The 26,636-nt window shown below is 37.1% G+C and carries 26 protein-coding genes; all 26 read right to left on the bottom strand.

What is annotated here, in order from left to right:
* Positions 1–147 precede the first annotated feature (147 nt).
* The 26 genes from G7059_RS03730 to G7059_RS03605 all read right to left on the bottom strand — a co-directional run bounded on the left by G7059_RS03730 (position 148) and on the right by G7059_RS03605 (position 26,616).
* Positions 148–267 (bottom strand): M23 family metallopeptidase, encoded by a 120-nt coding sequence (locus G7059_RS03730; RefSeq protein WP_166080756.1) that lies wholly within the window; start codon positions 265–267, stop codon positions 148–150.
* Positions 264–1,034 (bottom strand): M23 family metallopeptidase, encoded by a 771-nt coding sequence (locus G7059_RS03725; protein ID WP_166080755.1) that lies wholly within the window; start codon positions 1,032–1,034, stop codon positions 264–266. Before G7059_RS03725 ends, G7059_RS03730 begins: the two co-directional genes overlap by 4 nt.
* Positions 1,031–1,495 carry a hypothetical protein gene (locus G7059_RS03720; protein ID WP_166080754.1) on the bottom strand — a complete coding sequence of 155 codons (465 nt, stop codon included), beginning with the start codon at positions 1,493–1,495 and terminating at the stop codon, positions 1,031–1,033. Before G7059_RS03720 ends, G7059_RS03725 begins: the two co-directional genes overlap by 4 nt.
* Before the next feature lie 17 nt (positions 1,496–1,512).
* Positions 1,513–3,147 carry a type IV secretory system conjugative DNA transfer family protein gene (locus tag G7059_RS03715; protein WP_166080753.1) on the bottom strand — a complete coding sequence of 545 codons (1,635 nt, stop codon included), beginning with the start codon at positions 3,145–3,147 and terminating at the stop codon, positions 1,513–1,515.
* Positions 3,147–3,485 carry a hypothetical protein gene (locus G7059_RS03710; RefSeq protein ID WP_166080752.1) on the bottom strand — a complete coding sequence of 113 codons (339 nt, stop codon included), beginning with the start codon at positions 3,483–3,485 and terminating at the stop codon, positions 3,147–3,149. Before G7059_RS03710 ends, G7059_RS03715 begins: the two co-directional genes overlap by 1 nt.
* Positions 3,466–4,632 (bottom strand): relaxase MobL, encoded by a 1,167-nt coding sequence (gene mobL, locus G7059_RS03705; RefSeq protein WP_166080751.1) that lies wholly within the window; start codon positions 4,630–4,632, stop codon positions 3,466–3,468. Before mobL ends, G7059_RS03710 begins: the two co-directional genes overlap by 20 nt.
* 56 nt (positions 4,633–4,688) lie before the next feature.
* Positions 4,689–7,112: a VirB4 family type IV secretion system protein gene (locus G7059_RS03700; protein ID WP_166080750.1), complete on the bottom strand. Its 2,424-nt coding sequence runs from the start codon at positions 7,110–7,112 to the stop codon at positions 4,689–4,691.
* 3 nt (positions 7,113–7,115) lie between these two features.
* Positions 7,116–8,924: a hypothetical protein gene (locus G7059_RS03695; protein ID WP_166080749.1), complete on the bottom strand. Its 1,809-nt coding sequence runs from the start codon at positions 8,922–8,924 to the stop codon at positions 7,116–7,118.
* Between the two features lie 31 nt (positions 8,925–8,955).
* On the bottom strand, positions 8,956–9,192 hold the full coding sequence (locus tag G7059_RS03690; protein WP_166080748.1) for a hypothetical protein: 237 nt from the start codon (positions 9,190–9,192) through the stop codon (positions 8,956–8,958).
* On the bottom strand, positions 9,192–9,482 hold the full coding sequence (locus tag G7059_RS03685; RefSeq protein WP_166080747.1) for a hypothetical protein: 291 nt from the start codon (positions 9,480–9,482) through the stop codon (positions 9,192–9,194). The genes G7059_RS03690 and G7059_RS03685 overlap by 1 nt, the downstream gene beginning before the upstream one ends.
* Before the next feature lie 43 nt (positions 9,483–9,525).
* Positions 9,526–9,807 carry a hypothetical protein gene (locus G7059_RS03680; RefSeq protein WP_166080746.1) on the bottom strand — a complete coding sequence of 94 codons (282 nt, stop codon included), beginning with the start codon at positions 9,805–9,807 and terminating at the stop codon, positions 9,526–9,528.
* Between the two features lie 38 nt (positions 9,808–9,845).
* Positions 9,846–10,151: a hypothetical protein gene (locus G7059_RS03675; protein ID WP_166080745.1), complete on the bottom strand. Its 306-nt coding sequence runs from the start codon at positions 10,149–10,151 to the stop codon at positions 9,846–9,848.
* Positions 10,152–10,203: 52 nt separating this feature from the next.
* Positions 10,204–13,479: a zincin-like metallopeptidase domain-containing protein gene (locus tag G7059_RS03670; protein ID WP_166080744.1), complete on the bottom strand. Its 3,276-nt coding sequence runs from the start codon at positions 13,477–13,479 to the stop codon at positions 10,204–10,206.
* Positions 13,480–13,664: 185 nt separating this feature from the next.
* Positions 13,665–14,168, bottom strand: coding sequence for a hypothetical protein (locus G7059_RS03665; protein WP_166080743.1), 504 nt, complete (start codon positions 14,166–14,168; stop codon positions 13,665–13,667).
* 44 nt (positions 14,169–14,212) lie between these two features.
* Positions 14,213–15,004: a hypothetical protein gene (locus tag G7059_RS03660; protein WP_166080742.1), complete on the bottom strand. Its 792-nt coding sequence runs from the start codon at positions 15,002–15,004 to the stop codon at positions 14,213–14,215.
* Positions 15,005–15,053: 49 nt separating this feature from the next.
* Positions 15,054–15,950: a hypothetical protein gene (locus tag G7059_RS03655; protein WP_166080740.1), complete on the bottom strand. Its 897-nt coding sequence runs from the start codon at positions 15,948–15,950 to the stop codon at positions 15,054–15,056.
* Positions 15,951–16,036: 86 nt separating this feature from the next.
* On the bottom strand, positions 16,037–21,499 hold the full coding sequence (locus G7059_RS03650) for a SpaA isopeptide-forming pilin-related protein (protein ID WP_166080739.1): 5,463 nt from the start codon (positions 21,497–21,499) through the stop codon (positions 16,037–16,039).
* A 140-nt stretch (positions 21,500–21,639) separates the two neighbouring features.
* The gene (locus tag G7059_RS03645; protein WP_166080738.1) at positions 21,640–22,737 is read right to left on the bottom strand and encodes a DUF5011 domain-containing protein; all 1,098 of its coding nucleotides are present in this window, start codon (positions 22,735–22,737) and stop codon (positions 21,640–21,642) included.
* Positions 22,738–22,808: 71 nt separating this feature from the next.
* Complete coding sequence (locus tag G7059_RS03640; RefSeq protein WP_166080737.1) at positions 22,809–23,162, bottom strand: hypothetical protein; 354 nt, start codon at positions 23,160–23,162, stop codon at positions 22,809–22,811.
* A 156-nt stretch (positions 23,163–23,318) separates the two neighbouring features.
* Positions 23,319–23,879 carry a hypothetical protein gene (locus G7059_RS03635; protein ID WP_166080736.1) on the bottom strand — a complete coding sequence of 187 codons (561 nt, stop codon included), beginning with the start codon at positions 23,877–23,879 and terminating at the stop codon, positions 23,319–23,321.
* Between the two features lie 12 nt (positions 23,880–23,891).
* Positions 23,892–24,167, bottom strand: a complete 276-nt coding sequence (locus G7059_RS03630) for a hypothetical protein (RefSeq protein WP_166080735.1) — start codon at positions 24,165–24,167, stop codon at positions 23,892–23,894.
* Positions 24,168–24,428, bottom strand: a complete 261-nt coding sequence (locus G7059_RS03625; protein ID WP_166080734.1) for a hypothetical protein — start codon at positions 24,426–24,428, stop codon at positions 24,168–24,170. It abuts the gene before it with no gap.
* A gap of 47 nt (positions 24,429–24,475) precedes the next feature.
* Entirely contained in the window at positions 24,476–25,246 is a 771-nt protein-coding gene (locus tag G7059_RS03620) for a ParB N-terminal domain-containing protein (protein ID WP_166080733.1), read from the bottom strand.
* Positions 25,233–26,099 (bottom strand): ParA family protein, encoded by an 867-nt coding sequence (locus G7059_RS03615; RefSeq protein ID WP_166080732.1) that lies wholly within the window; start codon positions 26,097–26,099, stop codon positions 25,233–25,235. Before G7059_RS03615 ends, G7059_RS03620 begins: the two co-directional genes overlap by 14 nt.
* Positions 26,096–26,251 carry a hypothetical protein gene (locus tag G7059_RS03610; RefSeq protein WP_166080731.1) on the bottom strand — a complete coding sequence of 52 codons (156 nt, stop codon included), beginning with the start codon at positions 26,249–26,251 and terminating at the stop codon, positions 26,096–26,098. The genes G7059_RS03615 and G7059_RS03610 overlap by 4 nt, the downstream gene beginning before the upstream one ends.
* Before the next feature lie 2 nt (positions 26,252–26,253).
* Positions 26,254–26,616: a hypothetical protein gene (locus tag G7059_RS03605; RefSeq protein WP_166080730.1), complete on the bottom strand. Its 363-nt coding sequence runs from the start codon at positions 26,614–26,616 to the stop codon at positions 26,254–26,256.
* Between the last annotated feature and the right edge of the window lie 20 nt (positions 26,617–26,636).

The raw sequence follows: 26,636 nt of genomic DNA, 5'->3' as shown, positions 1-26,636 counted from the left end.
AGCTAACTGCACAAAAAAAGCACCCATTTCTGGATGCTTAATCAATTTAATTTAATAAGGGTTTGAACCCATCTACAAAGTCAGTCTTTGGAACTTCCCCTAGGTCACTGATAACCTAGTAATAGTATATCATATTTACGACGAATATCAATCAAAACTAAACACCAGCTCTGGATTAAATCGTTCATTGTTTTCCATGAATTCAATATGTACGTGCGGTCCTGTACTTCTTCCTGTATGGCCAAGGTATCCAACTTTCTGTTTCATTTTAACTTCATCCCCAACACCAGGTCACTAGCTCGTTGCATGTGTGCGTAGCGAAACTTAAACTCAGAATGCTTGCTGCTTTGAATGATGATGTAATAACCATAATCATTGGAATATCCTTTACCACTTACAACTCCATCAATCATACTGTAAAGTTCATGTCCTTCTTGACGATCATATGGTGCTAAGTCAACTGCTCGATGCATTTCCCATTCATTCTTATTGAATGGATCATACAAGCCAAATCGTTCCGATACATAGAACACTTCTGGATGCAGCGGTAACGCCATTTCAAGACCCTTATAATCACTAAGTTTTGTAGGCAATTCACCGTAATAGACAACATCCGAATCTAAGAAGAGTTCGATGTTCTTTTTGATTGTTGCTTTATCGACATCTTGTCGATGAAGGATTGGCCTAATGTTATCAATATACGTATCCAGTTCGACAAGCTTACACCCTTCATCGCAAGTATAAGCCTTTTCAATAAGTGTTTCGATTTTATCTTCAGTTATATTGTCTGGATCATTGAACCACATTGCCCCATAAAGCCATGCAAAAGGCACCAGGACATCCTTCTCTTTTTGTAAAGAGAAGATTGGCCCTTTGTAGTACACTTCGAAGAGTGATTGTGCTTTGCCATCTTCCCCTGTATAGATGCCTGAAGTTGTTTGTGACAAGGAAGATGATACCAACATAATGAATACTAGAGGCACGATAATCCAAGCCATCGCACCTCCAAGCACGCCTCCTAATGCCTTTTTCAAAAGAAATCATCCCTTCGTTTACCAAGCTTGTTTTTAAGATAGCCCTTAAACTTGTTTTTAGACGTTTTAGGAGCGATATAACGTTTCTTAATAAACACTTCATCTAACTGTTTCTTTTGCCGTCTTCGCTTTACTAAGCGCCATTTTGGAATGATTTCAAGTTCAATGAGTTCGAACTCTTCGTAATTGTTGTTGAAGACTTGAACTCCTAACTTTTGAAGTTCTGTAGCTAAGAGTAAATGGTCTTCAGGGAAGTCAATGAGAACTCCCTGTAGTGACTCAGGCTTCAGTGTTCTAAGAAGCCGTACATAATAATAGGTGTGTTTATCACTATCAGTTGCTTCGTTGTCAAGAATCATCCCATTCACAAAATCAGGACTTAATATTACTTCAGATATATCTTCAGCAATAAGACCATAATTATATAGTTCTGCATCACTGAGTAAACTTACTGTTTGCATATTTTTCACTCCCTTCTCTAACTGTCATAATCCGGATATTCTACATTCGCTGGATCATACTCGTAGCTTTCATCAAGAAACGATACTGAGTCTGCCAATTCTTTATCTTCGCCACTTTGTGTTTGATTGACTTCTTGACTCTCACCCATGTCTTGAGATCCTGCACCACTTTCTTCTAATGCTTCTTCTACAGGTAAAAGTTTCCAGTACTCTAGTGTTTCATCATCCTTGCGTTCAATTTCATCTTCATAACTAATAGGCTTAATAAATTCTGCATAATTACATTCCATCCAAAAAGGAAGCTTCGTTTTGAATGCAAACATCCCTGTCTTCTTAACTACAGCGTCCTGTTCATAACCAACTCCACCCATTAGTGTTAAAAACTCTGTCGATATGAGTTGTTTCTTTTTGGATGATAAACTCAAACTATCTTTACTAATACTCAAGTCAAAAAGGCCGCGTTCTCGTTTATTTTTATTGGTGCCTATTACGGACTCTTGACCTACAGCTTCTTGTATGAATTTACGGTCTTCAGTATCTGGTGCAGTAAGCCACACTTTAACGGATGTATTCTTTCGAATAACATCAGCATCATCTTTTCCATAGGTTGAATCCAGCATTTTATCAGCTTGTACTCCTAAGTGATAAATGATGTTACGACCTCGTGAAACAGTAAGTCTTTTTGAGAAGTCTTTCAGCTTACCCATGTTCGTAAACTCATCCAGATAAAAATGCCAACGTCGTGGTAACTTTGAACCAGGCATCTTGTTGGACTCTTCTGTGAGCTTACGATACATTGCCTCAATAAAGGTTGTAGATAATCGTTCTAAAGTTTCTTTTTCATCCGGGTTCACCACAAAGATGGCAACTGGTTTTGAGTCTTTTTGTGCATAATCACGAATGTTAAAATCACTCATCGATGTTTGCTTGGTAATTTTCTTGTAGGTGAATTCACGGATTGAGGAGGTTGCTAAACTGTTAAAAGACATTCGAACCTTTGAACTCGACATTCCATAGTTACCATAAGCAACGGTTTCAATGTATGATCGTTCTCCACTTTTGAAATATTCATCAATCGGTGTTGTTTTTCCAGTTTGGCGGCCAAGCTTCATGATGTTATAAAATACGTTACTAATGTTCTTAGCGCTCTGTGGAATATCTTCACTAACTGCAAGTCCTAAGATTGTTGCTTCAATGGCACTTCTTGCACCATCCGTCCACATGGGTTCTCCCGTTTTAGGACGTGGTAGCAATGTGGCCACTAAGTCAGCAGATTCCATTTGCGCTTCATCATCTTTTCCGGCTTTCACATTGTGAATGACATCATCCATAAAGTTATAACGTTGTCCAAACTCCGGAAAACGATAATCAATCAAGAGTACATCATACCCTTTTTCTTCAAGCAGTGTCTTAAGTGTGTAATACAGTTCTTTTTTAGTATCATTGGCAATAAAACTATCACCATAAGAAATTGCCGTTAGTATTGAAGGAATGAATACACGCTTGGTTTTCCCAGAACCTGTAACACCAGTAATAAGGCTGTGCTTCGTATCGCTCTCAAAATAATAGATTTTCTTCTTCGAGTCATACCCTACTACAATCCCACCGCGTTCTTCAGGTTTCCAAATTTCTTTCTTTTTAAATAGTCCCATCACTTCTTAACCTCCTTCAACTTCTTGTATGGATCAAACTTCGTAAAGTTACCAGAAATCTCTTCCTCTGTCGCAAGCCTACTTTGGTCCTCATGTTCTAAGACAAGTTCATTACTTGCTTCATAAGACACAACCATGAAAAGTGCGATTAAGCCAAGGATAGCAGCAGAGAAAAGCGGCATTCTCACATAAAACTCCAGGTAGTATAAAGGATTCAAATAGTTAAGTATTGAAGCAGGTGTTTTCGTTAGCGTGTTATAAAGGTAAGGAACTAATAGATGTAATAACACGAGCAATAGTAGCGGTGCTAACAATTTGTCACGTGAGTTCTTCATCATACTCATCCTCCCTTTCTTTGTCTTTATCTTTACGTAAAGCTCCTGGAACTCGCATTTGATGAATTGCTGAAGCCATTTGGTTGAAGCAGAAATTCTGAAGATTCCAAAGTGATGTCAAAACGGGTTCGCTTGGCATCGTGAAATCAAAATCAGGATGTGTTAAGCTCTCTCGATGCTCGCTCACAAACTTGATGATGGCATTATTGATTGGTGTATGAAGACGTTTCATTTGATTGTCTTCATAGTTCTTTGCTTTTGACTCACTTCCATATAAAGTTTCGAAGTTTTGTGTCATCTCCTCGATGTGAGCTTTGTATTCTTCATAGAATGGTGTTCCAGCTAGTAACTGTTCCCGTACACTCTCAAGCATTTTAAATGCTTCAGGATAATACTTCTCCAAAGTAGCGCTTTGTTTACGGCCTGTGTGTGGTATTTCTTGCGCTAGGCTACGAAGGTCCTTTAAGAGTGATTTGTCTTCAACACTTAGTTTCTTAAGCCCATGTCCTAAGACCATGCGTGAAGAAATGAGCTTGTCAAAATTCTTCTGATGTAAGGTCATCTTCATATCATTCAAGATGTTCTTACGAAGCTCATCTTTCATTTTGTAATTATCAACCTGGTTCATAATACGATTCCCTAGTTTTGAACGCACTTCATTGAGTTGTTTCCTGGTAAGAAGTGGTTGTTCTATTCGGTTTTTATCAAAGAAATAAATATGACAATGTGGATTTTCAGTGTTGCTGTGCATAAAGCCTGTCCATACAAGATTTTCTTGTCGGATGTTTAAGACTTTTGCAGCTTCCATTACATAGCTCGAACAAAGAAGTGAGAAGTCTTTCTTGTTTGTAATGTTGAGACGGTCTGCGTCTTCAGGTCGAAATGAGATTACGGTTTGATAGACTTGTGATGGTTGATACAGGTCCAGTTCCTTTTTTGCCTGCATCGTTGTTTTATCACCATTGAAGTCAAAACCTGTAGTCATTTCTTCAGCATCAAATCGACCATAATATGCAAGCATATCTTCAACGTTTTCAGGTTCCAGGGCTTCTGAGTTGACCGCTTCATCCCTGGAGTAATAATCAATCATATCCTTGAGATTGGTTGTGTTTAAATCAACGCGTCTCAAGTTCATAAATAATACGGCCATAGCGCCTCCTTTCTGGATACAAAAACAACATAGCAAATCTGCTATGTTGTTTTAGCTTAATTTACTTGAAGTGATTTATAGTAATCTTCAAGATAGCCTACATCAATTCGTATCCGCATTTTTGAATGGCCATACTTCAGTAATGCTTCCCCTCGTTTTGCTTTGAGTTCTAAGAAATCAAGGTCTTCTTTATCATAAGCTTTTTGTGCTTCTAAAGTGTTTCGTGTATCGTTATCTGCCATTAAGAAGATTTGATACGTTGAGTTTGATAAAATCGATTTTCCTTGTTTTGAAGAATCACCTTCTAATGCGTCTGCTAGTTCTTGAGTAGCACACGATAAACCACATAAGAATTTACGATTCTCTTTACTAATTTTACGCATCCACTTCGACAAATCTGGTAAATCAGGATCCAACATCGAGTGGACCTCATCAGCATAAATTCGTTTGAATGCTACTCTTTTGTGGGTGGTTACATAACCCCATACAAAGGAAATAATATTGTAGTATTGTGCAGCTAAGACTCCGTCATCGCGTCCTTGAAGTTTTGAGATATCAAAATTAAAGGTATCTGCTGCATCAAGATCTACATTAGTATGACCATTGAAAATTGTACTGTCCGCACCTACAGCTAAACCTTTTATGAATACAATCAGACTTTCAAGACGTTCTTTAGGAACACGCCCATAATCACCTTTACCACTTTGTTCATACCGTTTGATGACGTACTTATAGAAATCTTCGAATACGGGATAATCAGTATTTTCAAGTTTGAGTAATTCACTGGCTGGAGTCTCCAGGTTAATATTCCACTCACCATAGAAATCAGTGAGTAAGTCATCGATGTATCGAACAATGATGTCTTTGTCCTGGATATCTCCGACGTGAAGTTTCATGAAGGCCCTTAAGAAGAATAAATGTAATGCCAGCGGATAAATCTTTTCATATTCAATGTTACTTGTATCCTCATCTTCAGCTGTACTCTCTTCAATATCAAGTCTTACTTGTAAAGGATTAATCATTGAGTTTTGGTTCGAAGAACTATCAACAACGATACCATTTAAGTCATTCGTTAATTTGACCAGTTCTTTACCAACGACATCTATGATAAACTGCTTCTCGCCACGATTGTAGCGACTGTTGATTAAATGCATGAGTAAGAAAGTTTTACCAGCACCCGTTACCCCTGTTATGAATTCATTGGAGTTCGGTCTGTCATCATTCCATGTGGTTGTATCAAGAAGTACGATTCCATTACTGAAGGTTTTTCCAAGACGTATTGGCATATTTGGATCGACTAGCGACTCATGAATAAATGGATAGCCCCAACCTATCGTATCAGCCGTTACATACTTACAATACTGTGTATCTTTGAATAGGAAATTCCCTACAGGTGCTGTTGCTTCAAAGAGTGCATTTTGCTCACCAAAGCCTTGTCGTAATAGATAACCTTTTGGTCCAGCAATCTCTTTGATCTTTTCTTCCTTCCAACGCAAGTCTTCTAAAGTGTAGGCTTTTATTCGCATACTCATAAAGACTTCATACACTTTCATACCTGCTGCAATTTTATTTTGTTGCGCATCGATGGCAGAATATTTCCGTTGGAGAATCTTTAAGTCACTCGATTTCAAATGTTGACTCTCAGAATCCATCCGTAAGGCTGTTTTTGATTTATCATAAGCTTTGGTGATATCACCGATATTGGTATTACTAATATGAATGCTGTAGTCCAGTTCATCAATTCCTGAAAACGATGCAAGCCAACCAGCTGCTGGTTCTTCAGGAAGCCCTTGAATATAAAGCATTTTATGATAAACACCATCCGACACAATATAATCATCGAGTAGTTGATTGCTTGCAAGCGAATAGGAATCCATATTCACGATGTTTTTCATACTTAAGTCACTGCCAAAACTAAATTTCGGAAGTGCTGAATATTGAGATCGAATTGGATTCAAATATTTATAAAGAATCATTAAGATTTCAAAGCGACCTAAGGATTGATATTCAAAGCCTTCTTCTTCTAAAATTCGGGTCATAACAGCTTCAGAGTCTAAGGAACTTGAGATGTCTTTTTCTGTATAGATGATGTAAAAGTATTTATCGATGATGTCTCTTCGAAGAATACTTTGTTGGAGTTCTAGTTTTTCTTCACTCAATTGATTGATCTTACGACGGTCTTCTGGATTATTAATATCAAAGGACTCAATCATCATATCGAATTGAACCATAAATGAATCAAGATCTGCGCCTTCATCAGTTTTAAAGATTTGAATTTCTTTGAGTGGTAGTCTTTGGATAAGACTTGAGAAACTATCAATTTCTCGTAATTGATCACTATCCCTAAAATTATCAAAGTTTTTAGGAAAGACACGTATCGCGTTAACGATACGTTTTTTTGAATTGTATAAAGTGAAGTCATCGTCAATACGATATTTCATCACTTCATCTGTTGGTTTAAACTTATTAAAGAGTTTCATAAGCTATCCTTTCTTTTCCGTATTGTTAGCACGATACTTGGTTTTAAATCGACTTGAATTGCTGACACGGTTTGTTGATTTCAATTGTGTCTGTTTTGTGCTTCCTTTTGTTACTGAAGGCCCTTGTCCACTGCCTTGGTTTCGTTTATTAAGCGTGTTTACATCCACGCTTGGTTTAGTACTTCGTGTTTCTTGAGTCTTTTGAGAGCTTCCAAGTTTTGTTTGTTGTGATGTTTGGTTTGAAGCTAGAGATTCTCCTTTAAGAACTCCTGAAGAACTTTCACTACCTCGCGCATAACTTGAAGTCTCCAATTCCTGAGATGAACTCGAACTTGATTCATGTTCCTTCAAACTGTTTCCATCCATGACTGAAGAACTACCAGTGCCTTGAGACACGTTTTGAGCGCTACTTGCTGTTGTACTTGGACCACTCTCATTACTTGTTGGTGGAACGTGACTTGATGTATCACGATCTCTTAAATCACTACCATCGAATGTTGAAGAACCTTCGTTACCAGGGTTTACTGATGACACATGAGGTTCTGGGTTGATACTTTGATTACCAGGGCTTACAGGTCCTCTTCGAAGTGCTTGGTTCATCGCACGTTTTGCTACATTTTCTGGTTGATTACGTCGTGCATCAACTCCACTACGAATGTTCGCTCCTCTTTGATTAGCTTTACTTCCTTCCCTACCAAAGATTGTTTTACCATCACCTCGAATTGCTCCTGAAGCAAAGCGAAGTGGCGCACTTGCTGCTCCACCTACAAGACCTCCAAGTCCCTTTCCTTGTCCTGTTCCAAATCCTTTAAGCATGTTTCCAAATCCCATGGCTGTACTTGCAACAGACCCAATCGCACCTGCTGTTAACGCTCTTGCTGCATTGGCTCCCATCAGGGCGCCTTGTGCTGCTTGTAAGATACTTTGTTGGGTTCCACCTACAATTCCATTAATCATGTTTGGAATCATGAGAACCGCAAGAAGTCCTACAATCAAAATAAGGATTTTAAGAAATGCATTACTTGTTTGTTGTGAATTAATGAATTCTAAAGCAAAGACTAAGGACCATAACTGACATGCATTGAGCATGAGACTACTGGTTAATTGACTCCGTGCAAATCGCCATCCTGATGAATCTTGTGTTACGAGCGTTAAGGATGAGAACGGCGTCATCACAAACATAAAGGCAAGGTTGAAACTTCGAAAGAGCATCTGAATGGCTATGTAGGTCAATAGAAACAACATAATGATTCCAAAGACCATCGTAGGAAATATATTCAGTGTGTATTTAAAGTCTCCTGATTCATCAACATCGTTATAATCAAACGATGGTAATTGATAATCTGCTACAAACGATTTAACCTTATCTTCGCTCATATCTGTATTGGCCGCTTTCAAAAATGACACGGTAATCGAGTCATCCAAACTGGTATAACCGTTTTCCCCAACGAGCGCTGTAGATATCTCTGTTGCACTATCAGATAACCATAGAACTATAGGGCGTGTCCCAACGATAATGAGAAGACTTAATATACAGCCAATCATAATCTTCTTGAGTCGCTCTGTGAGTTCACCTGCAAATACAGCACTAATGATTGCAAACATTGTAAACGGCACTAATAATAGTGCCGCTGCTTTACTAAATTCGCTAATGACATTTGCAATGTACGGTGACTTGACGAAGGTCATCTTAGAAATAGGAACGATGATTTCATTGACAAATCCATTAACAGTGTCAAGGATCCAACTCATCATCCCCCAGGACATGGAACGCCACATTTTTTCAAGACTCTCTCCTACCCAATCAAACATTGTTCATCACCTCTTTTCTGTTTGATTTTGCTTAGGAAAAGTATGTATAGAACCAAGGAATGACATAGACTACAGCCGCAAATATTACAGTTGCAATAACAGTTACAATAAGTCCAATTTTATATTTTCCTTTGTTTTGATCACTTGAAATCGCAAACATGACTGTGAAGAATAATGCTGCAACCACAATCACTGGTATCCCTAGACTTTGTAACCATCCTTTTGATTGGTCAACAAGTTTTACTAATTTATTAATAAATGTTTCCATTATAAAATCTCCTTCTTTTCTAGTTGTTTATACGTGTTTTTAAAATCATAAAATACCTCTGTTGCAAGGTCTTTGTTTTTGCTTGCATACAAAGTGAATAGTGACGACGCCACAATATACAAAGTGACATCATCCTCTTGAAGACAAATGAGTTCAAGATAAAAAGCATCATTACCGTGAGATATGTATTGTTCGGCGAGAAGTGTTTTGCGGAATGAATCAAACGATCCAAATGCATCCCGAAACCCAACTGACCAAGACCAATAGCATGCCTCTAAAATATTACTCATACAAGCTCCTTTCTCAATTTATTTAAGTTTAAACTGTTGTTAGTTAATCATGATACAACCGCAACTTCTTGTTGATATGTTCGCTAAGATTTGTTAAGTTATTCCATTCATTCTGTTCGTCTTCAGTATTCTTTCGAAGCTCCCCATCAATCCATGTAGCTTCCCACAAAACTTCAATGCGATCAAAAATCATGATTCGTATTTTGTGTAATTGTAAAATATCAAAATTATCAAGTGAAGCAACCTTTGAAAAATCAAAAGGTGCGAAACATTGCATAGTTTCTTCACGTGTCATTGCTTTTCGTATTTCATAATCACTGTACATCGCTGTGTCTCCTTTGCAACCTAGTAAGTTTGCTAGGTTCATCGTTCCTTATGAATAAAGTGTTTATGTTGAAAGATATGATACTTTACAATTTTCTTAAGGATACCCCAAATTGATTCTCCATAGTCTGGATGAACATGGAGTAACATCATCATGAATACAAACACTACAAGCGAATACTTGGCTATATTGAGAGTATCACTGACAAACAGTTTGAAAATATAAAAAGATATTATCGTCAACCCTACAATACGAATCCAGTCATACGGTGAATAGCCCAAGAACAGGTTGAGTTTCTGTTTCTTGATGGGTGGTATCACATGTTGTCCTTCATTTACTAACATACATTGGCTCCTTTCTGCAAAAAGAAAACAACCTAGCAAATCTGCTATGTTGCTACATTCCCATTTCCATCTCATCTTCCATATCAAGTTCAAGTTCAGGTGACGTTTCCTTTGACATGGAATCATCAATACTTAATAAAGGCTCTTCTTTCTGATTGCCTTTTGATTTTGCTTGACGGTCATTCAGTTCTTTTTGAACTTCATCAATCATCATTTTGACACCTTCATGATTTTCCCTAGCGACTTCATTCTGTAACTTCATCATCTTGTTACGTTCCACCATGATCCAATCACGATCTTGCACTGTAGCATCCACACGCTCTAATAACATACCATCTTCAAAAGGCTTGTCCTTTTGAAGCATACTCTTGAATTCATTAATATGGTTTTGTGTGAGACGTACAAATTTACGACTTTCTGGTTCATATTCTAATTCGCGATAAGCACTAATCAGTTCATGAGCGCTTAAGGTTTGTTCATCACTAGGTACAAACTTACCACTTTCAAACTTCCCTTTGGTAACCTTGAATTGGTAGTCTTCACGAAGAGATAAAGACATGGTTTCACCATCAAATCCATGTGCTACAAAAAATGATGCAGGAATTACATAGGTATACCCTGCATACTTACTTCCTTTTGGAAAGGTCATGACATTGTAAGCACGATTCTTTTCGATATTTTTGAATGTCTTTTTCAAATAGCGTTCACTGATATGAACTGTTAAATATTCCCGTGTTTGGCGTTTGTGTTCTAAATCTTCCTGAATCTGTGATTGTACAGTGCGTTCATAATGAGGTGCGCTTTGTTCCAGAACGATTTCTGTTTGAATTTCTTGTTGACCATATTCTGGATGCAATTCATTTTGACGCTGATAAATCGTATCAAAATACGATGATTCTACGAGCATTTTGAAATCTTGTCTTAGGATAGATTTTGAAGTTTCAAGATCCTGATGCTTTCCCAAGTTATCAATCAAGTATTTATTAAAGACAACACTTGCTTCATCAAGTGAAATCTTTTTTGTATTGTCTTCTTGATAATCCGCAATGTTATTGATCCAAAAACTTTTGGCACGTTCTGCAACACCTTCTGGGACAAAACGATCATAAGCTGAGAGTCTCTCGTTCTCTGTTTGGACAAAACCAATGCCTTCCTGGTATACACGGTCTGCTCGTTCAATCTTTGCTTTATTAAACTGAATGAGATACTGAAGTTCATCAAACGACAATTCATCGAGTTCTTCAGCTAACTTGTTCCCACGTGAGTCAAGAGTTGAGTTTTGAAGTCTTACTGCACTGTCATACTCTGATTCTAAAGCTTCTAAGTCATCAAGACTCGCTCGCTCCACGATGAATTCTTCAGTAAGTCTCATAAAGTCTGTATCACTACTTTCTTGTGACTTTTTTTCTTCAACACCTGCTGCTTCTTGAGAAACTTGTGGTTTTTCATTTTGAGTATCCAGTTCGTCTATCACTTCATTTTCTTGAGTTTGACTGTTTACGAGATCCTGATTGAAATCTTTCTCAATCGGCTCAAGAATTTCTACATCATAGGAAGGATAACGTTCTTGAATATATGCACTGAGTAACTCACGCGCTTCGATACCCGCTTCATCATTATCATAAGCAATGATGATTGTCTTAATAGCATTGGCACGTTCTTTATTTTCTAAGAACTGATTAAAGCACGATAAACTATTTGAAACACCACCAATGGATAAGTAGTTATAATCATCCCTTCCATCCAGCATTTCCATTAAACTCATGGCATCGATAATACCTTCAGTAAGGATGAGCGTTTCAGCGGCGTTCCAGACCATAAATCCAATGTTTTTCTGTGAACCTTTGACGTCCCCCTTAAAATCAGATATCGTGCCTCTACGCATGCCATAACGCGGTATAGGACCATCATATCCAACAAAGACTGCATTGTTTCTTAAGTCTTGATAGAGATACCCTTTTTGTATGAATTCTTTGACCAGTTCTTCACTTAGTCCACGCTCTTGTGTGAGATACTCAATCACTTTATCGTTATTAGCAGCTTGTGGTGGTAATTCAAGAACTTTCGGTGCAGCACTCACAGCACTTCTTGAAGCACCTTCTTTTAACTCCGGCTTGAAGTCATTGTAATAGGCTTCAGCTCGTTTGTAACTTTCCTTAAAATCGACTTCTTCAAAGTGCATAATGAAATCGAAGATGTCTCCGCCCACTTGTTGTGAGAAGCGATGAAAACTGTTATCCGGATAGATCTTACAGGATGGATGTTCTGTGAGTTGATAAAGTCCACCTGATGTTGCTTCGACTCCAAATCCTAATACAGTCTCTGCATAGTCTTGAATGAGTACGGATGCTCTTAAAGTATCACGATTCACTTCAAGTACTTTTTTAGGCATCGCTAATTCAATCTCGCCTTTTTCATGCATGTATGTTCTCGCACGATATGCTTCATTGAGCGCATCATAAAGACCTTCTGGATTGTCCTTTAGTGATGCATACCACGACTGACAATAAGCCTTGTGGTTTTCGACATCAATTTCATCATTGATGAGTCCCAGGTCAATTCCTAGAAGCATGGCATTGAATTCAGCAACTAGCTCTTCTTTTCCATAACCTGGTGTTCCAAAGGTACTGTTAAGGTCTCGGTTTAAGCGACTTGCATGGCCTGTAGCATGCGTCAATTCATGGAATGATGTTGCAAAGTAGTCTTGACTTGATTTAAACGAATCAAGTGGTGGTATTGTTACAAGGTCTTCTGTTGGAGAATAACTAGCACTCGTTCCTTGTCTCATGTCCACATTCATATTTTGAAGTAGTGTATCAAGAACTCTTTGTGACTCCGTCTCATCATATTCAAACCGTATTGTGTCATTTTTGGAAAGCTTAGGGATCCCAATGATTTGAGATGCATTAAAGACATTGTAGGTTCGTGTATGCTTTTTAAGTTTTGGCATCAGTTCTTTTATTTCTGCTTCACTTAATTTTTCAATGTCGCGAAGATCTACAATCTGTCCTGTTTCTTTATTGATAATATTAGTTTTGAATATCGTGGATGCTTTAGAACCTTTTTTGATACGCCAGTTTTTCGAGTTGGCCTGTTTGATCGTACACCAACGCGGGTCGGTATATCCTTTAGCATTAGCTTGTATCATCAGATTAAAAAGATTGGCTTTTGCATAAGGTTTTCCAGTCACAGCATTCACGGGTAAAAACATGGAATCATCCCAAGGACGCTTCCAGGGAATTCGTTCTTCTTCAAGAGACTGAAGAACCGCTTCAAGTAATTCTTTTTGGATTTTATCTCTTGGATTGTATGGTTTCTTAACTGTCATTGAAGTCTTCCTCTTCACTGTAACATTCGCATTCATAGACATCTAAAAATTCTAATAGTTCCTTCATGTCGAAAGCTCCTTTCTGTCATAAAAAATCACATAGCAGATTTGCTAGGTGATTATTGTTTTTCTTAATATTTTGCTACATAGCAGATTTGCTATGTTGCTATTTTCTTTGTTTGACCTTAGATATTAGAAGACAGTTTGTTTTCTACAAATTCTTCAAGACAAGATAAGGTCCTTTTTTCATCATGTGTTCCTACATTTCTTGTAGTCTTGGTCATTATTATTCGCGTGTTATTAACTCTTGAGTACTTCAACATCACGATCAAATCTAGCATGACTCCTAACTCATAAAAATCGTCAATACTATCAATTAGAATATTCAGCCTTCTTTCTGAGTACTGATTAAGTTCCATAATGACATTCAAAAATTTCATTACAGTTCTATCAAACTCATTTGGATTAAGTACCATACTATGAAAACGTGATTGCCTCATAAATTTTTTAGCAACAATGTAAGCATATTGACTCTGAAAATCCAAAAATACAACTGCTTCATCAGTTTGTTCCATCACTTCTTTAATCCATGCTTTCATTTGTTCTGATTTTCCACTCTCAACATCACCACTTAGGAGAATATTACCATTGTGTTCATTTTTCAAATCACTCAACAAAACTTTTTTCATACTTTCACCTTCTCTTTCTCTTACATAGCAGATTTGCTAGGTAATTATTCAATGACTGCAAGTTGTCCTTTAACTTGTCGTCCTTCATATATTGGCCTACATGCACGCGCATTATTTGGAAACTTACTGATATATACTGCACAAGCATTCGTTACATCTTTACCACCTGCTGTTGGATCATTCACATATCCCTGTGACAGTAGAAACTCTTTGGTATGAGGGTCTGCTTTGTTTGAAGGTTGTGAAGGTGCTGGTTTCGGTTTTTCTGTAGGTGTTTGATTTGTTGATGGGGGTGCCTGTGTTTGTGGTTTCTCTTGACTGCTTGGCGTATCAGGAACTTCTGGTTTCAGATTCTCTTCGATTGCTGCTACTTCGTCTTTTCCTTTAACTACAAGATTGAATGTTACGGAATTTTGATTTCCGTTCTTATCTTCAGCAATCACAGTGTATAGAGTCATTCCTAATTTCTCAGTATCCAGGTCCTCCTTAATTGACACATCAACTTCACCATCAATAGGATCACTTGCTTTGAAATAATATGAAGGTTCAAAGGCATCGCCTTCTACAATGAGAATTTCTTCTGCTTTAGTACTGAAGGATGGTGATTTCGAATCCACAACATTAAGAATTAACGCGACTTCGAGTGTCTCTCCGTTACGGATTGCTGAAAAAGTAATCTCTTGCTTTCCAACAGTAAATGGATCAAACTCACTAATAAAAATGTCATCTACAGAAGATGACTCAATGTATGATTTCAAATCAAGCTTTTCGCCATATTCGACTGTGTCTTCTTTGGTGGTAAGTGAGAGCTTTGGACGTTTGGATAAAAAGTCCATACTGCATCCTGCCAATAGCACCAACAAAACAACTAATATACTAATCCTTTTAATGCTCTTCACCACCTCTCAATGGCACTCCCATTTGTACTGTGTGACCTGATTGTTCAAACAGTGTAATCCGTGTTTGCCTACTAAGAGTTAAAAATGAAAATAGAAAAATAATTTCAAACAACACAAAGGTGAGTATCTTTAACCCAACTGCAACAGGAATGAGTTCTCTAATAATTGAATACTCTTCAGTACCTCCTAGAAGAACTAAGAAAGTTGCACCAACAACAAGTACCATCGATTTGAAACTCAGTGACTCAATCACTTTATTTTTCCTATCCAGAAAATCTGTTTGCATGGACTCTTTTAACAAGACAAACAGCAAATAGAGTACCATCCCAACAACATATAAAGCAGGTTTCTTTAATACTTCAATAACCGAAGCTGATTTGAATATATCTTGTAATGAGTTGTTAAACAGTAGATAACCTGAATAAAACAGCATCCAGCCAATCACACACATACTTATTCGAAAGATTGGTTGCAAAATGGTTTGAGCCTTATAATAAATTTTTCCTTCATCATCAACACTAATAAATTTTCCTCCAACGGGGATTTCTTTGATAGGTTTTGTTGAGAGATAAACAACTTGACGATCATTAAACTCAATATTTCTAATACTATTCCAGGATTCTATTTCTTCTAATGTTCTTGTATCTTCAGGTAAAGGAATGTATTTTTCTGCTTTCTCTCTTTGTCCTTGAATATCATAATAGGAGTCATCGTATTTAAAAACAGCATGAGTCATATTTTGTGTTAGGTAAATGTCTCCTTCTGGAAAGTGACGTTTTAAATATTTCGCAAATTGATAACAACCTCCACGCAACAAGACTACCTGGATGTTTCCATCAAGTTCACGTATATCTTGTATAGTTTGTAAGATTTTTTCTTGCATTGTTTTCTCCATTTCTATAGTAAAAAGCAACATGGCAGATTTGCTATGTTGCTCTATGTTGTGCGCAAGAAGCATATCTTGCAGTGTTATTCGTTTTGTTTTTCATCCGGTTCAACATAAAGTGTTGACTCTAAATCAGTAATATCTTCTTTGTTTGTTTTGTGGCCACTTCCGATAACGCCACTAACAAATTCATGTTCCTGGGATGCATCTTCCTTCACAATTTCGCTATAGAAAGGTTCATCAACAAAGAGTACTTGTGTGATGACATCTTCTTTTGCGAAACGTTTACGTAGAATTGCAGCTAAGAGTAGGATGAGACCTAGTAGACTTACAAACATTCCAAGATGAAGATTTGTATTACTGTATCCTGCTCCTGGTAATTCCACAATTGGAAGTAGATCATTATAGTACTCAATTTCAAAGAGTGTACCGTCTTCATGAATTGTGGTATCCATTGTGACGATTTCATCACTAAGAACATACCCCACAGGTGCATCTGTCTCCTTGGCTGTATTAATTTCTCCATAGAAGAGTTTGAATTCTACAACACCGTTTTCATCCGTTTTCTTAACTTCGAGGATATTTCCATCTTGGTCCCAACGTGTGAATTCTGCTTCATCAAGAACGATTTTAGAAATGGCATCTTTCTTAAGAATGCGATAAGTAATAACATCGATTGTTTGATCTATGTCGTTAATATCGGCATGGACTGCAATGAGACGTTCACCTTCACGAACTTCTTCGAACGCTACTACTTTGTTTGTCAAGAGTTTGTTTTGATCAAAGACAAAATCAACGTGAACTGTTCCTGCTGTTTCAGTAGGGATGAATGTTGTAGAACCTGTTACTTCCTGTCCATCAATTAAAATTGCTTCCCCAATATGGCCATCCATGAGCTTACCATTCACTGTGTACTCTTTACCAACGACTAGTCCACTGTAGCGAACTTCATCAGTTAAAGTAACAATGTTTGGTTCATTCTTATCTCGTTCTGAGAATGACAAGGTTGTTCCAACTTCAGGAAGCTCTACCGTTTGTTTAACATCATTGATGTCTGTATGAAGGGCAATGAGTCGGTCTTCTTCAGTAGTACGTTCAAAGAATACAACTCGATTTGTTTCAAGTTTACTTGCATCAAATGTTACAGTGACATCAACGATTCCTGATGTTTCTGTTGGAGTGAATGTTGTAGATCCTGTAATTTCTTTTCCATCAATAAGGGTTGGAAGTCCAGTGTTAGGATCCATAAGTATTGCGGTTGTGACATATTCTTTTCCAACCACAAATCCTGAATAAGAAACAGTATCAGTGAGTGTCACAATGTTAGCATCTTTCTCATCACGTTCTGTAAAGGATGCTTCAGTTTCAATTTCTGGAATCTCAACTGTTTGATGAATATCCTTTAAGTCGTGATGGAATGCCATTGGTGTTCCTTCTTCAAGTAAATCTTCAAAGACTACCACTTTACGTGTTTCAAGTTTACTTGCATCAAAGGTAAAGATGACATCTACGATACCATCATGCTTATCAGCAATGAATGTTGTAGATCCTGTAACTTCATCTCCATTAATAAGAATTGGTAAGCCTGTTTCTGGATTCATTAAGATTCCTTCGACTGTATACTCTTTACCAAGCACAAGATTTTCATAATGTACGTGGTCAACTAAAGTCACAATGTTTGGATCTTCTTTATCTCGTTCCACAAAAGCAGCTTCTGTTTGAATTTCAGGCACTCGCATTTCTTCAACTATGAGTGTTTGTAAAATGATTGCTGTATGTTCATCAGCATACTCAAAATCTACATAATACTTCGTATCATCAATACGATAACCATCTACGGTTGCGATTTCTTGTACATAGTATTTTCCAAGACGGAAACCTTCAAATATAAATTTACCGTTTTCGTCTGTAAACGTTGATTGTTCGAGTTCCTCTTCTAAAGTATAAAGTCCATATTCTGCTCCTTGTACTCCAGTGTTGTCCTTGTAATCAAGTTTAAGACCTTCAAGTTTTCCTTTAGGTTGTACGTTTTCAAAGATAACTGTGTATGTCTTTTCGTGTTCTTCTACAAAGATCCGTTCACGTTTTTGTGATGGGTTGAGTAAGTACTCGCCATCGACTTTGATTTCTTCAATGTCATACAATCCATATTTCAAGTTAGGAATTGTTACGAAACCATCTGAGTCTGTTTCATAGTATCCGAGAAGATTGTTGTCAATGTCATAAAGGTTAAATCCAAAGTTTGGTAAGTAAATGTCCAATTCAGGATCATATTTACCAATTTGGATGTCGCCACGATTCCAGTAGTTGACGATTTCTCCCGCGTCCAGTGATAGACCAATAAGACTACCTAAATCGATGTATGTTTGATTTTCATCAACGGTAAAGCGTTTCGGTGCGATTGGTTGATACCCTTCAAGTGGCGCAACTTCAACGAGTTCGTATTCTCCTGCAGTGAGCATTCCTCGAGTAAAGATTTCACCGTTCTCATCAGTATACCAAACGCTCTCTTCAACGATATGTTTACCATCTGCATAACGAAGTGTTACAAACTCATTGGTTTCAACACTTCGAATACCAAATCCGACACCACAAAGTGGTAAGAATTCTTCATTGATTTTATTCCATTCAACGTGTACTTCAATAAGGTTGTTTGGTGCAATAAGATAGACCATTTCACCTTGTGTACTGATATCGAAATAAATTGGTTCTTCGTTAATCCAATATCCCCAAGGACTCTTAATTTCCTTGAAACTGTAGGCATTACCTGTTGAATGACGGAGACCGTTGACTACGATACGTCCATCTTTGTCTGAAGTATAAGTTCCTAAGAGTTTATCATGATAATAAAGTTCAAAGACACCACCTTCAAGACGTTCGGTAGCCGTACCATTTGCTTTTACAAGTTCAACGCCACCATAGATTGGTGTATTGGTAAGTGTCTTACCAACTTGAACTACAGATACTGTTGCATCACTTCCAGTGTACTCAACATCCATATCCCAGTATCCATCATGAAGTTGATAGCCTTCGACTGTTGCAAGCTCTTCGATACGGTATTTACCTGCAGGTAATTCTTTAAAGAACACTTTACCTTCTGCATTGGTGAGGGCTTCACCGACTAAGTCGCCTGCTTTGTAGATGAGACTTGACCCTTCGTAGATGGCTTCACGTGCTTTATAAGCAAGTTTAACACCTTCGATTGTTTGTCCATGAAGTTCAGGGTTAAACACATCTGAGTCATCTTCTAATTTAAGAAGTGTGATATCAAAATCGCGATAGAAGTTTGTAACAGTTTTGGATACAAGCACTACTGAAGTGTGTTGATCCTTATAGGTTCCTGTTAGTTTAATTGGAGTTTTATCAAGTACAACTCCTGCAGGTGCATATTTCTCAACAAGTGTAACACTGCCTAGAGGAAGCTTACCTGATAAAAAATCTCCATTCGTATCGGTTGAGAGTGTTCCAGTGTGGACTCCCTTGTCATCGTAGACATCAAAAGTAACAGCAATCCCTTTTCCATGCTCATCTTGTTTGTGGAGTGAGAATTGCCATGTAGCAATCTCATTGACCGCAGTATAGCTTGCCGTTTCATTGTTTTTGAGAGTAACTGCTTTCCATTCTGTATCTACGATTAGTGGTTTCGTAACATTCACTTCTCGAACATAGATTGTCCCAGCATTTAAGTTTTCAATCGGAGCAGTTTTTCCGTTTGCACCTGTCTTGATATTGCCTAGGATATTTACTTTGTCATACGAATATTCAAAATCAATATTTGCATACCATGTGCCTTCTGTATCTTGTTTACCAAGAATTAGTGACGGTTTAATATCATTGACTGCAGTATACGTTGTGGTTTCTCCTGCTGTGATTGTTAATGGAACCCACTCTGTATTGATAACTAAGTTAATTGGTACTTTCTTTTCTCGTACAAAATAGTTTCCTTCATCAAGTCCTTCTACTAAAACTCGTCCATTCGCCTTGGTAGTGAGTGTTTGAAGAATGCTTGATTTATCTTTAGAGAGTTCGAACTCAACACCTGCATAGATGACGTTATTTGTATCACGTTTTCCTAGGTCAAGATTACCTGCTTTAAAGTTTAGTGATACCCAACTTTCAAGGGGATCATACTTGTCACGTCCTGCAGTAAATACTTTTTGAGCATCACCATATCCCCATGCAGTTGTAGTCGTTGCACTAGGCTGATATTTTTTAGAAAATGTAATGTCTTGACCGTTTGCATCTTTTGAAGTGATACGAACTTGAAATGTATTGCCACTCTTACTAATGAGTTCTACGCCACTTGGTACAGTGACATCAAAGCGTTCAAGAACATTGTTCGTATCAGTGAGTGTTAGTGTATCACCAATTTTTACATCGTAACTGACATTGTGGAACGAAGGTCTAGTATAGTAAGTGGACATCAATGATTGTATTTCAGTTTTATATTGGTTAATAAGCGCTAAATCTTCTCCTTGACTGCCCGTCCACGAGATTTGGAACTTCTCATTTCCACCATAACCTCGTACTTGTTCAATGGTCATTTCTTCCCAAGTAAGTTCCTGTTGAGCAAAGAACCGATGTGGATTGGTATCTCCTTCAAACCCTATACCAAAGTAATTGATTAACCATATCCTATCTTGTTGCGCATCAGGTAAGCTATCAAAGAATCCTTCGCTTAGATAGTTGTTACCATGACCCGCTTCACGTGTTGGATCCAAACAGACTGCATAATCACCATCTATGTAAGCAACTCCCCATGTATACTTAGTTCCTTGCCATCCACCACTGTACGAGTCAATGCGATACTGTGCTTGAAATTTGTTTGGAACGGTAAGAATTCCACTTGCACGTGCTTGAGCATTGAAGGTTTCAATTTCTTCATCAGAATAATAAGTTACTTCTCCTGTACGCATATTCATCCAAGGTAATTTGGTTTCTTCTGAATCTGCGTTTGGTTCATCTTCAACAACTTCTTCAGATGCTTCAGTTTCTGTTTCTACAGGAAGAGTCGCGTCTTGCTTTTCTTCTTCAGGAGTTTCAGTCTCAACCTCTGCCACTTCTTGAGTCGCTTCTTGTTCTAAGAATTCACTTGATGACTCGATATCTTCTTTAGGAGCTTCGAGCATCTGTTCTTGATAGGTATCATACTTAAGTTCAAAATCGACGGAAATCGATTTTTGAAGGGCATCAAAAGAGTACTTTACTTCAATTTTGAAATTTCCATTTTTTCCAACTGCAAATTGAACGTTGTAGGAACCTTGTTCGTTTTTAACTGCTTTTTCAGTGATACGTGTTCCATTATCACTGACGAGTGTTATTTCTTGTATTTCTACTTCTTCACTACTTACTTCTGCACTAAGTTTTAGATTATTAACTTCATCACGATTGATTTCTAAAGCAAAGTGAGGATTTGAGTATACTTCTCGCTCATCTGCTTTGACAGTAAATGAAGGTAATAACGCTAGGAGACTTAATGTAATTAAGGCAAACATTCTTAACCCTTTAACTACAGGCTTAAGTTTTCGTTTCGTTTTTCTGTTCATAATTTTCCTCCTTGTTGTGTTCTGAACATTTTAAAAGACAGCTTTCGCTGTCTCTATTATTATGGTGGTATAAACCCCATACGGTCACCTCTCTTCTCTATATTAAAAAGAAGCAGGGTCTCTGCTTCTTCATTTATAATTTATTGCACCCATTTTTTATTGGGATTCAAATACCACTGGCCCGTATCTCCATTATGTATTAAACGTAATGCATAGAAACTTCCCTTGCTAGTATCATTCAATCCAACTTCTGTACAGGAATATCTTACAACATCTTTGCCATCAATATTTTCCTTCTTAAGTGAATCATATACCTTTTTTCCATCAGTTTTACATAAATCCATGTTTGAATAAGTCTTGTATGTAAGATAACCATTAACTGGGTCAACATATGCATCACAAGGTTTATTCTTGTCTTTTCCATTAGGACATAGGTATGAAGGTTCAGCAGGTTTACTTGGTTCTTCAGGTTTTGATGGTTCTATAGGTTTAGGATTTTCGCTTGGTTTAGTACTTGAACCCCCTCCATTTGTGGAGGGCTTATTAGTGCTTGATGTCCCACCACCCGTGTTACTTGGTGTTTCAGGTGTAGGAGTTGTTGGTTCTTCAACTTCTTTTTCTTCTTCAAGTACTGTAACCACAAACACTTTTTCTGTTTTATTACCATTGTTATCAGTAGCAACTGCTTTCATTTCATACTGACCTGCTTTTGATGTGTCGAGTTCACCCTCAACAACTAACTTTGTTTTGCCATCAACTGGATCAGTACCTGTTATAAACTCTTCAAATTTTAATTCAGAACCAAAAGGTGTCTCAATATCTTCAGCACCTTCTATTACAGGCGATTGAGTATCCTTTACGTCATAAGCAAATTCAAACTCTTTCTCAGTCCCATCTTTATCAGCCTTGATTGGTGTTTTGTGTTTGTCTGATAAATCCTCGCTACCGTGATCATCAAGTTTTATCGTTACATTTGCAGTATCAAGATTGATGATACCGGAAATCTTAGTGTAATCAGATTTTTCTGTATCAATGATTGTTTCGATGATTTGTTCTTGGTCTAGATTCTCACCGTATTCGAAAACGATGTTTTCTTTGAATACAATAACTGGTTCAATAGGTTTAGTTTGTTCAAGACTCCATATTCCAAATCCTCCTGCTGCTATAACCGCAACAGTAACAAACCCTGCTATTACTTTATTCTTTGTCGGCTCAAGCCACTTTTTAAATTTTTCCATTTTTACTATCTCCTTGCTTTCTCAATTCTAGTGTAGCATAATTCATTTGATTTTCTTACCTAGCAAATTTGCTATGTAAAATATTTGTTGTTTGATTGGATCCATATTTTTACTTTTATAATCGAAGAAATTGCTAAAATTAGCAATACTCCTACCACAAAGACTACAAGAATCATCATAAGAATAATGAGAGATTCATAAGATCGTGTTATCTGTGAAATTGGTAAATACATTACCACCACGAATATAAATCCAATCACTTCAAGCATTGATAATGAAACGGGTGAATACTGAAGCTCTGTTTTTGAATTCTGTATTCGTTTCATATCTTCAACTCTTTTGTACTGAAGAATTCCTACAACTATTAATGATGCGATTGTAAGAATCCCTCCAAAACTTAAAGCAATTACTTCTTCAATTGTCATAATTTTCTCCAAAAAGAAAAGCATATCTTGAGGTGGATATGCTTCAAATTACTCTCTATTTGAGATGACACTAACTTGTGTCGCTCTCTATAGATATATTATAGCATATCGTATAGTGTTCCATTCCTAAAAAACGGAGTATGTAAGCGATTACTTTTAGGAAAGATTATGTGATTTTGCTTTTTCGATGATATTTTGACGATATTCTCGGTTTATGTGACCATTACCATGATCCAACATCCAACCGTATGTCATAACTGATTTTAATTGAGCATCAATGTTATAGTATTTTACTTTATATAAATCTAACTCATTCGAAATCACTTTCCAGTTTTTAACTTCTACATATCTTTTCCAGAAAAAGTCTCGATGCATTTTACCAATAAGATAGTAATTGATTTGTTCGATCAACCATTGGATTGCTTCATTGTCTTTTTCAATCAAGTCTTCCACAATACTTGCTTCTGTAATTGAAGCGACTTGGACATTCTCTGTAGGCATTGAAATATACCAGTTACCTTGTTTGCTGGAGTACTTCGCTACATCCTTATCATGGATAAAGCGAAAGTACCCTTCTGCATCTTGAAACATGCTTCCCCTAAACTTAGCATCCTGAAGATAACCAATGAATGTTTCAAAAGCTTCTTCTTTTGATATCTGTTCAAAAAAGGATGCATCCATTGTTTCCGCAAGAAGTTTCTTTGACAACATTTCCATTACCTGGTCCTCCTAATATTTCTGTTCTAATATCTCTAGTATTTTCTTAAACTCTGTATCCGTGAACTCTAGTTCATCAATCTTACTTTGACACACGACAATAGGTATTCTTAATCCAGCAGCAATATCAATAATGTTTTTCTTGAAGAGCTTGATGACTGTCGGTTCAATCCATGTTTTTGATACCTGGTCGTAGTTTTCAAAATCTTGATACAATCTATGATTTTCAAAACTTGCATAACTTTTAGCAATAATCTTTCTAAGACGTTTATATATAGATTGTTTCATTTACTCACCATCTCTTCCCTGTAGTTTAATGACAAGAAACAACAATCCAAAGAAGAGTGCAACGACACCTCCAATACACAATAGTACAAACCATACTCCCGCAGAACTTAATAGTATCGTGAAGAATGATATAACAATGTCAGTTAACCATGCGAATCCTAGGAAATTTGTTTTATAGAGAATACTTAAGAGTAATACTAAAGGTATTGAAGCTATGGCATATACTAGGATACTTAGTAGTGATTTTTTTATCGTTTTCATGTTGTTCCTCCACAACATAGCAAGTTTGCTATGTAATATTCTTGTCTTTAATCGTTTTCTGGTTCCAGTGATTTTTGTGCTTTACTGATATGTGATCCATTCATGGATAAATAGAGATACATTTGCTGGCACTCCCATTCGAATTGATTGATATCTTTTTCATTAAACTCAAAGTCGAATATGTCAGTTTCTTCAAGCTTCTCACGTAGTTTCTTAAGTTGCTTTGAGTACTTACTTAGTTTCTCTGCTTTAGGTTCACGCTCATCATCTGCTTCATCGTCTTCATTCTGTGCAGTCTCACTATACTTACCTGTTAAGTATTCTTGTACAGTTCGTGGTGATATGAGACCATGAAGTCGCGTCGATATCCAATCAACCTTCAACATTCCCTTAGTCATAAGCCCTTCTTTTTTGAGTTCATCGTAAGCTGTAGCTAAAGTTTCAACACGGACCTTGGTCCATTCTTTTGTTTGTGGTCTTCCTGCATTGTAGCGATCAATAAGTTCGAGTTCTTCACCAACTGTTTCAGGTTTAGGAATAATGTTTGCGCGAATTGTTTCATGGCCCAGTTTCTTACAAGCAGTGAAACGACGTTCTCCTGATATAAGTTTGTATCGATGGTTAGATACTTTATAAACAGTAATCGCTTCAGCAACTTCATTGCCATTATTTCGAATATCTTCCATGAGTTCATCAATGCCTTCGATGGGCGCATGATTCAGTTCATTTCGTTCGATCTCATCAAGATCTAGTATCATCATTTTCTCTGCTCGCATCCCTTTGGATTCTTCATTGAGCATTCCATCAAATATTGACATGTTTCCACTCCTCCACTAAGTATTCAATTACTTTATTGTAGTCATCACCAACATTAGCTTTTGCATTATCAATCACGTACTTGTTATCGTATGATGCATCGGAAATTGGTTTCGCTTGATAACGAATGTTTTGTGTTATGGGTTTAATATAGTCTGTTTCAATCTCTGAAATAATCTTGACTCGTTCTTTATCATTGTTTGTACGATTAATCATGGTGAAGATTGGTCGTATCACAATTTCTGAGTTATAGTCTTCCATAAGGTCTAAAAGTTCAGTAATGGTGACAAGATAACCTTTCTCTGCTCCAGTATCTGGTTTAATCGGTAGAATAATTTCATCACATGCATAGATAATATTGGCGGTTAAGGTGTTGATGATTGGCGCACAATCGACAATGATAAAATCATAATTATCTTCGATTCTACTGATGACTTTACGAAGGCGATTTTCTTGACGTTTATGGTCCATGAGTATTGCACGTTCTGTAGATGCAAGACTCAAGCTTGATGGAATGATGTGTAAGTTTTCTACTTCTGTAGGATATGTTGTAGTGAGTTCGACATCAAGAAGCATTTGGTCAATGTAGCGATAGTTCTCATTTTCTGTGTATTCATTCATCAGTTTTCGAAGACTCTTTGAGTCACGCTTTGCGATTGCTGCAATGACACGGTCATCAATGAATGCTTCGCTCAGTTTGATGTTTAGAAGTGATTGTGATGAGTTGCCTTGTGGATCCATATCAATAAGTAATGTTTTGTGTCCTGCATATGCAAGACCTGCTGCAAGGTTTATTGCGGTAGTTGTTTTACCAACACCACCTTTTTGATTCGCTACTGCTATTGTTTGTGTCATGATTGTTTTTTCCCTTCTTCAATTTCACTTCCTAGTTGTGAGACAGATGTTGCAATTAGTACTGATAGTAAAAATATCTGTAAGTTACTATCTTTGAGTAAGTAAGCAATAAAACATAAAACGATAAGTATTGTTAGGATTATGCGATTCATATTTAATCCTCTTCTTTTCCGTTTCGAATTATCATTTCAATAGAATCAATATTTTCTCGAATGTTTGCTAAGTGTTTTTCAATATTAGACCATCCAAAATTGAAAGTATCTCCACTAAAACATACTGCATCATTATAAAGTGAATTGATTTGCTCATGGATATTTTCCATTGCTCTCAATATTTCTGGTGTTAGAATCTGTCTTCGGTCAAAGCATACACTGCATAAATTCTCTTCAACCCAGTGACACCCTTCAATGCATCCTTGTGCTTCAGTACATCCACACACTTCACAGACCCAGGAACCTTGTTCTTGCCATTTCTTTATGAGTTTTTCGTCAATTTCAAGTTTTTTCATTGGTTTCATCTTCCCTTCTTTTTAACATA

Origin of the sequence: Erysipelothrix sp. HDW6A (assembly GCF_011400295.1) — a bacterium.
Taxonomy (GTDB): Bacteria; Bacillota_I; Bacilli_A; order Erysipelotrichales; family Erysipelotrichaceae; genus Erysipelothrix.
This window is presented reverse-complemented; position numbering and strand designations above follow the sequence as displayed.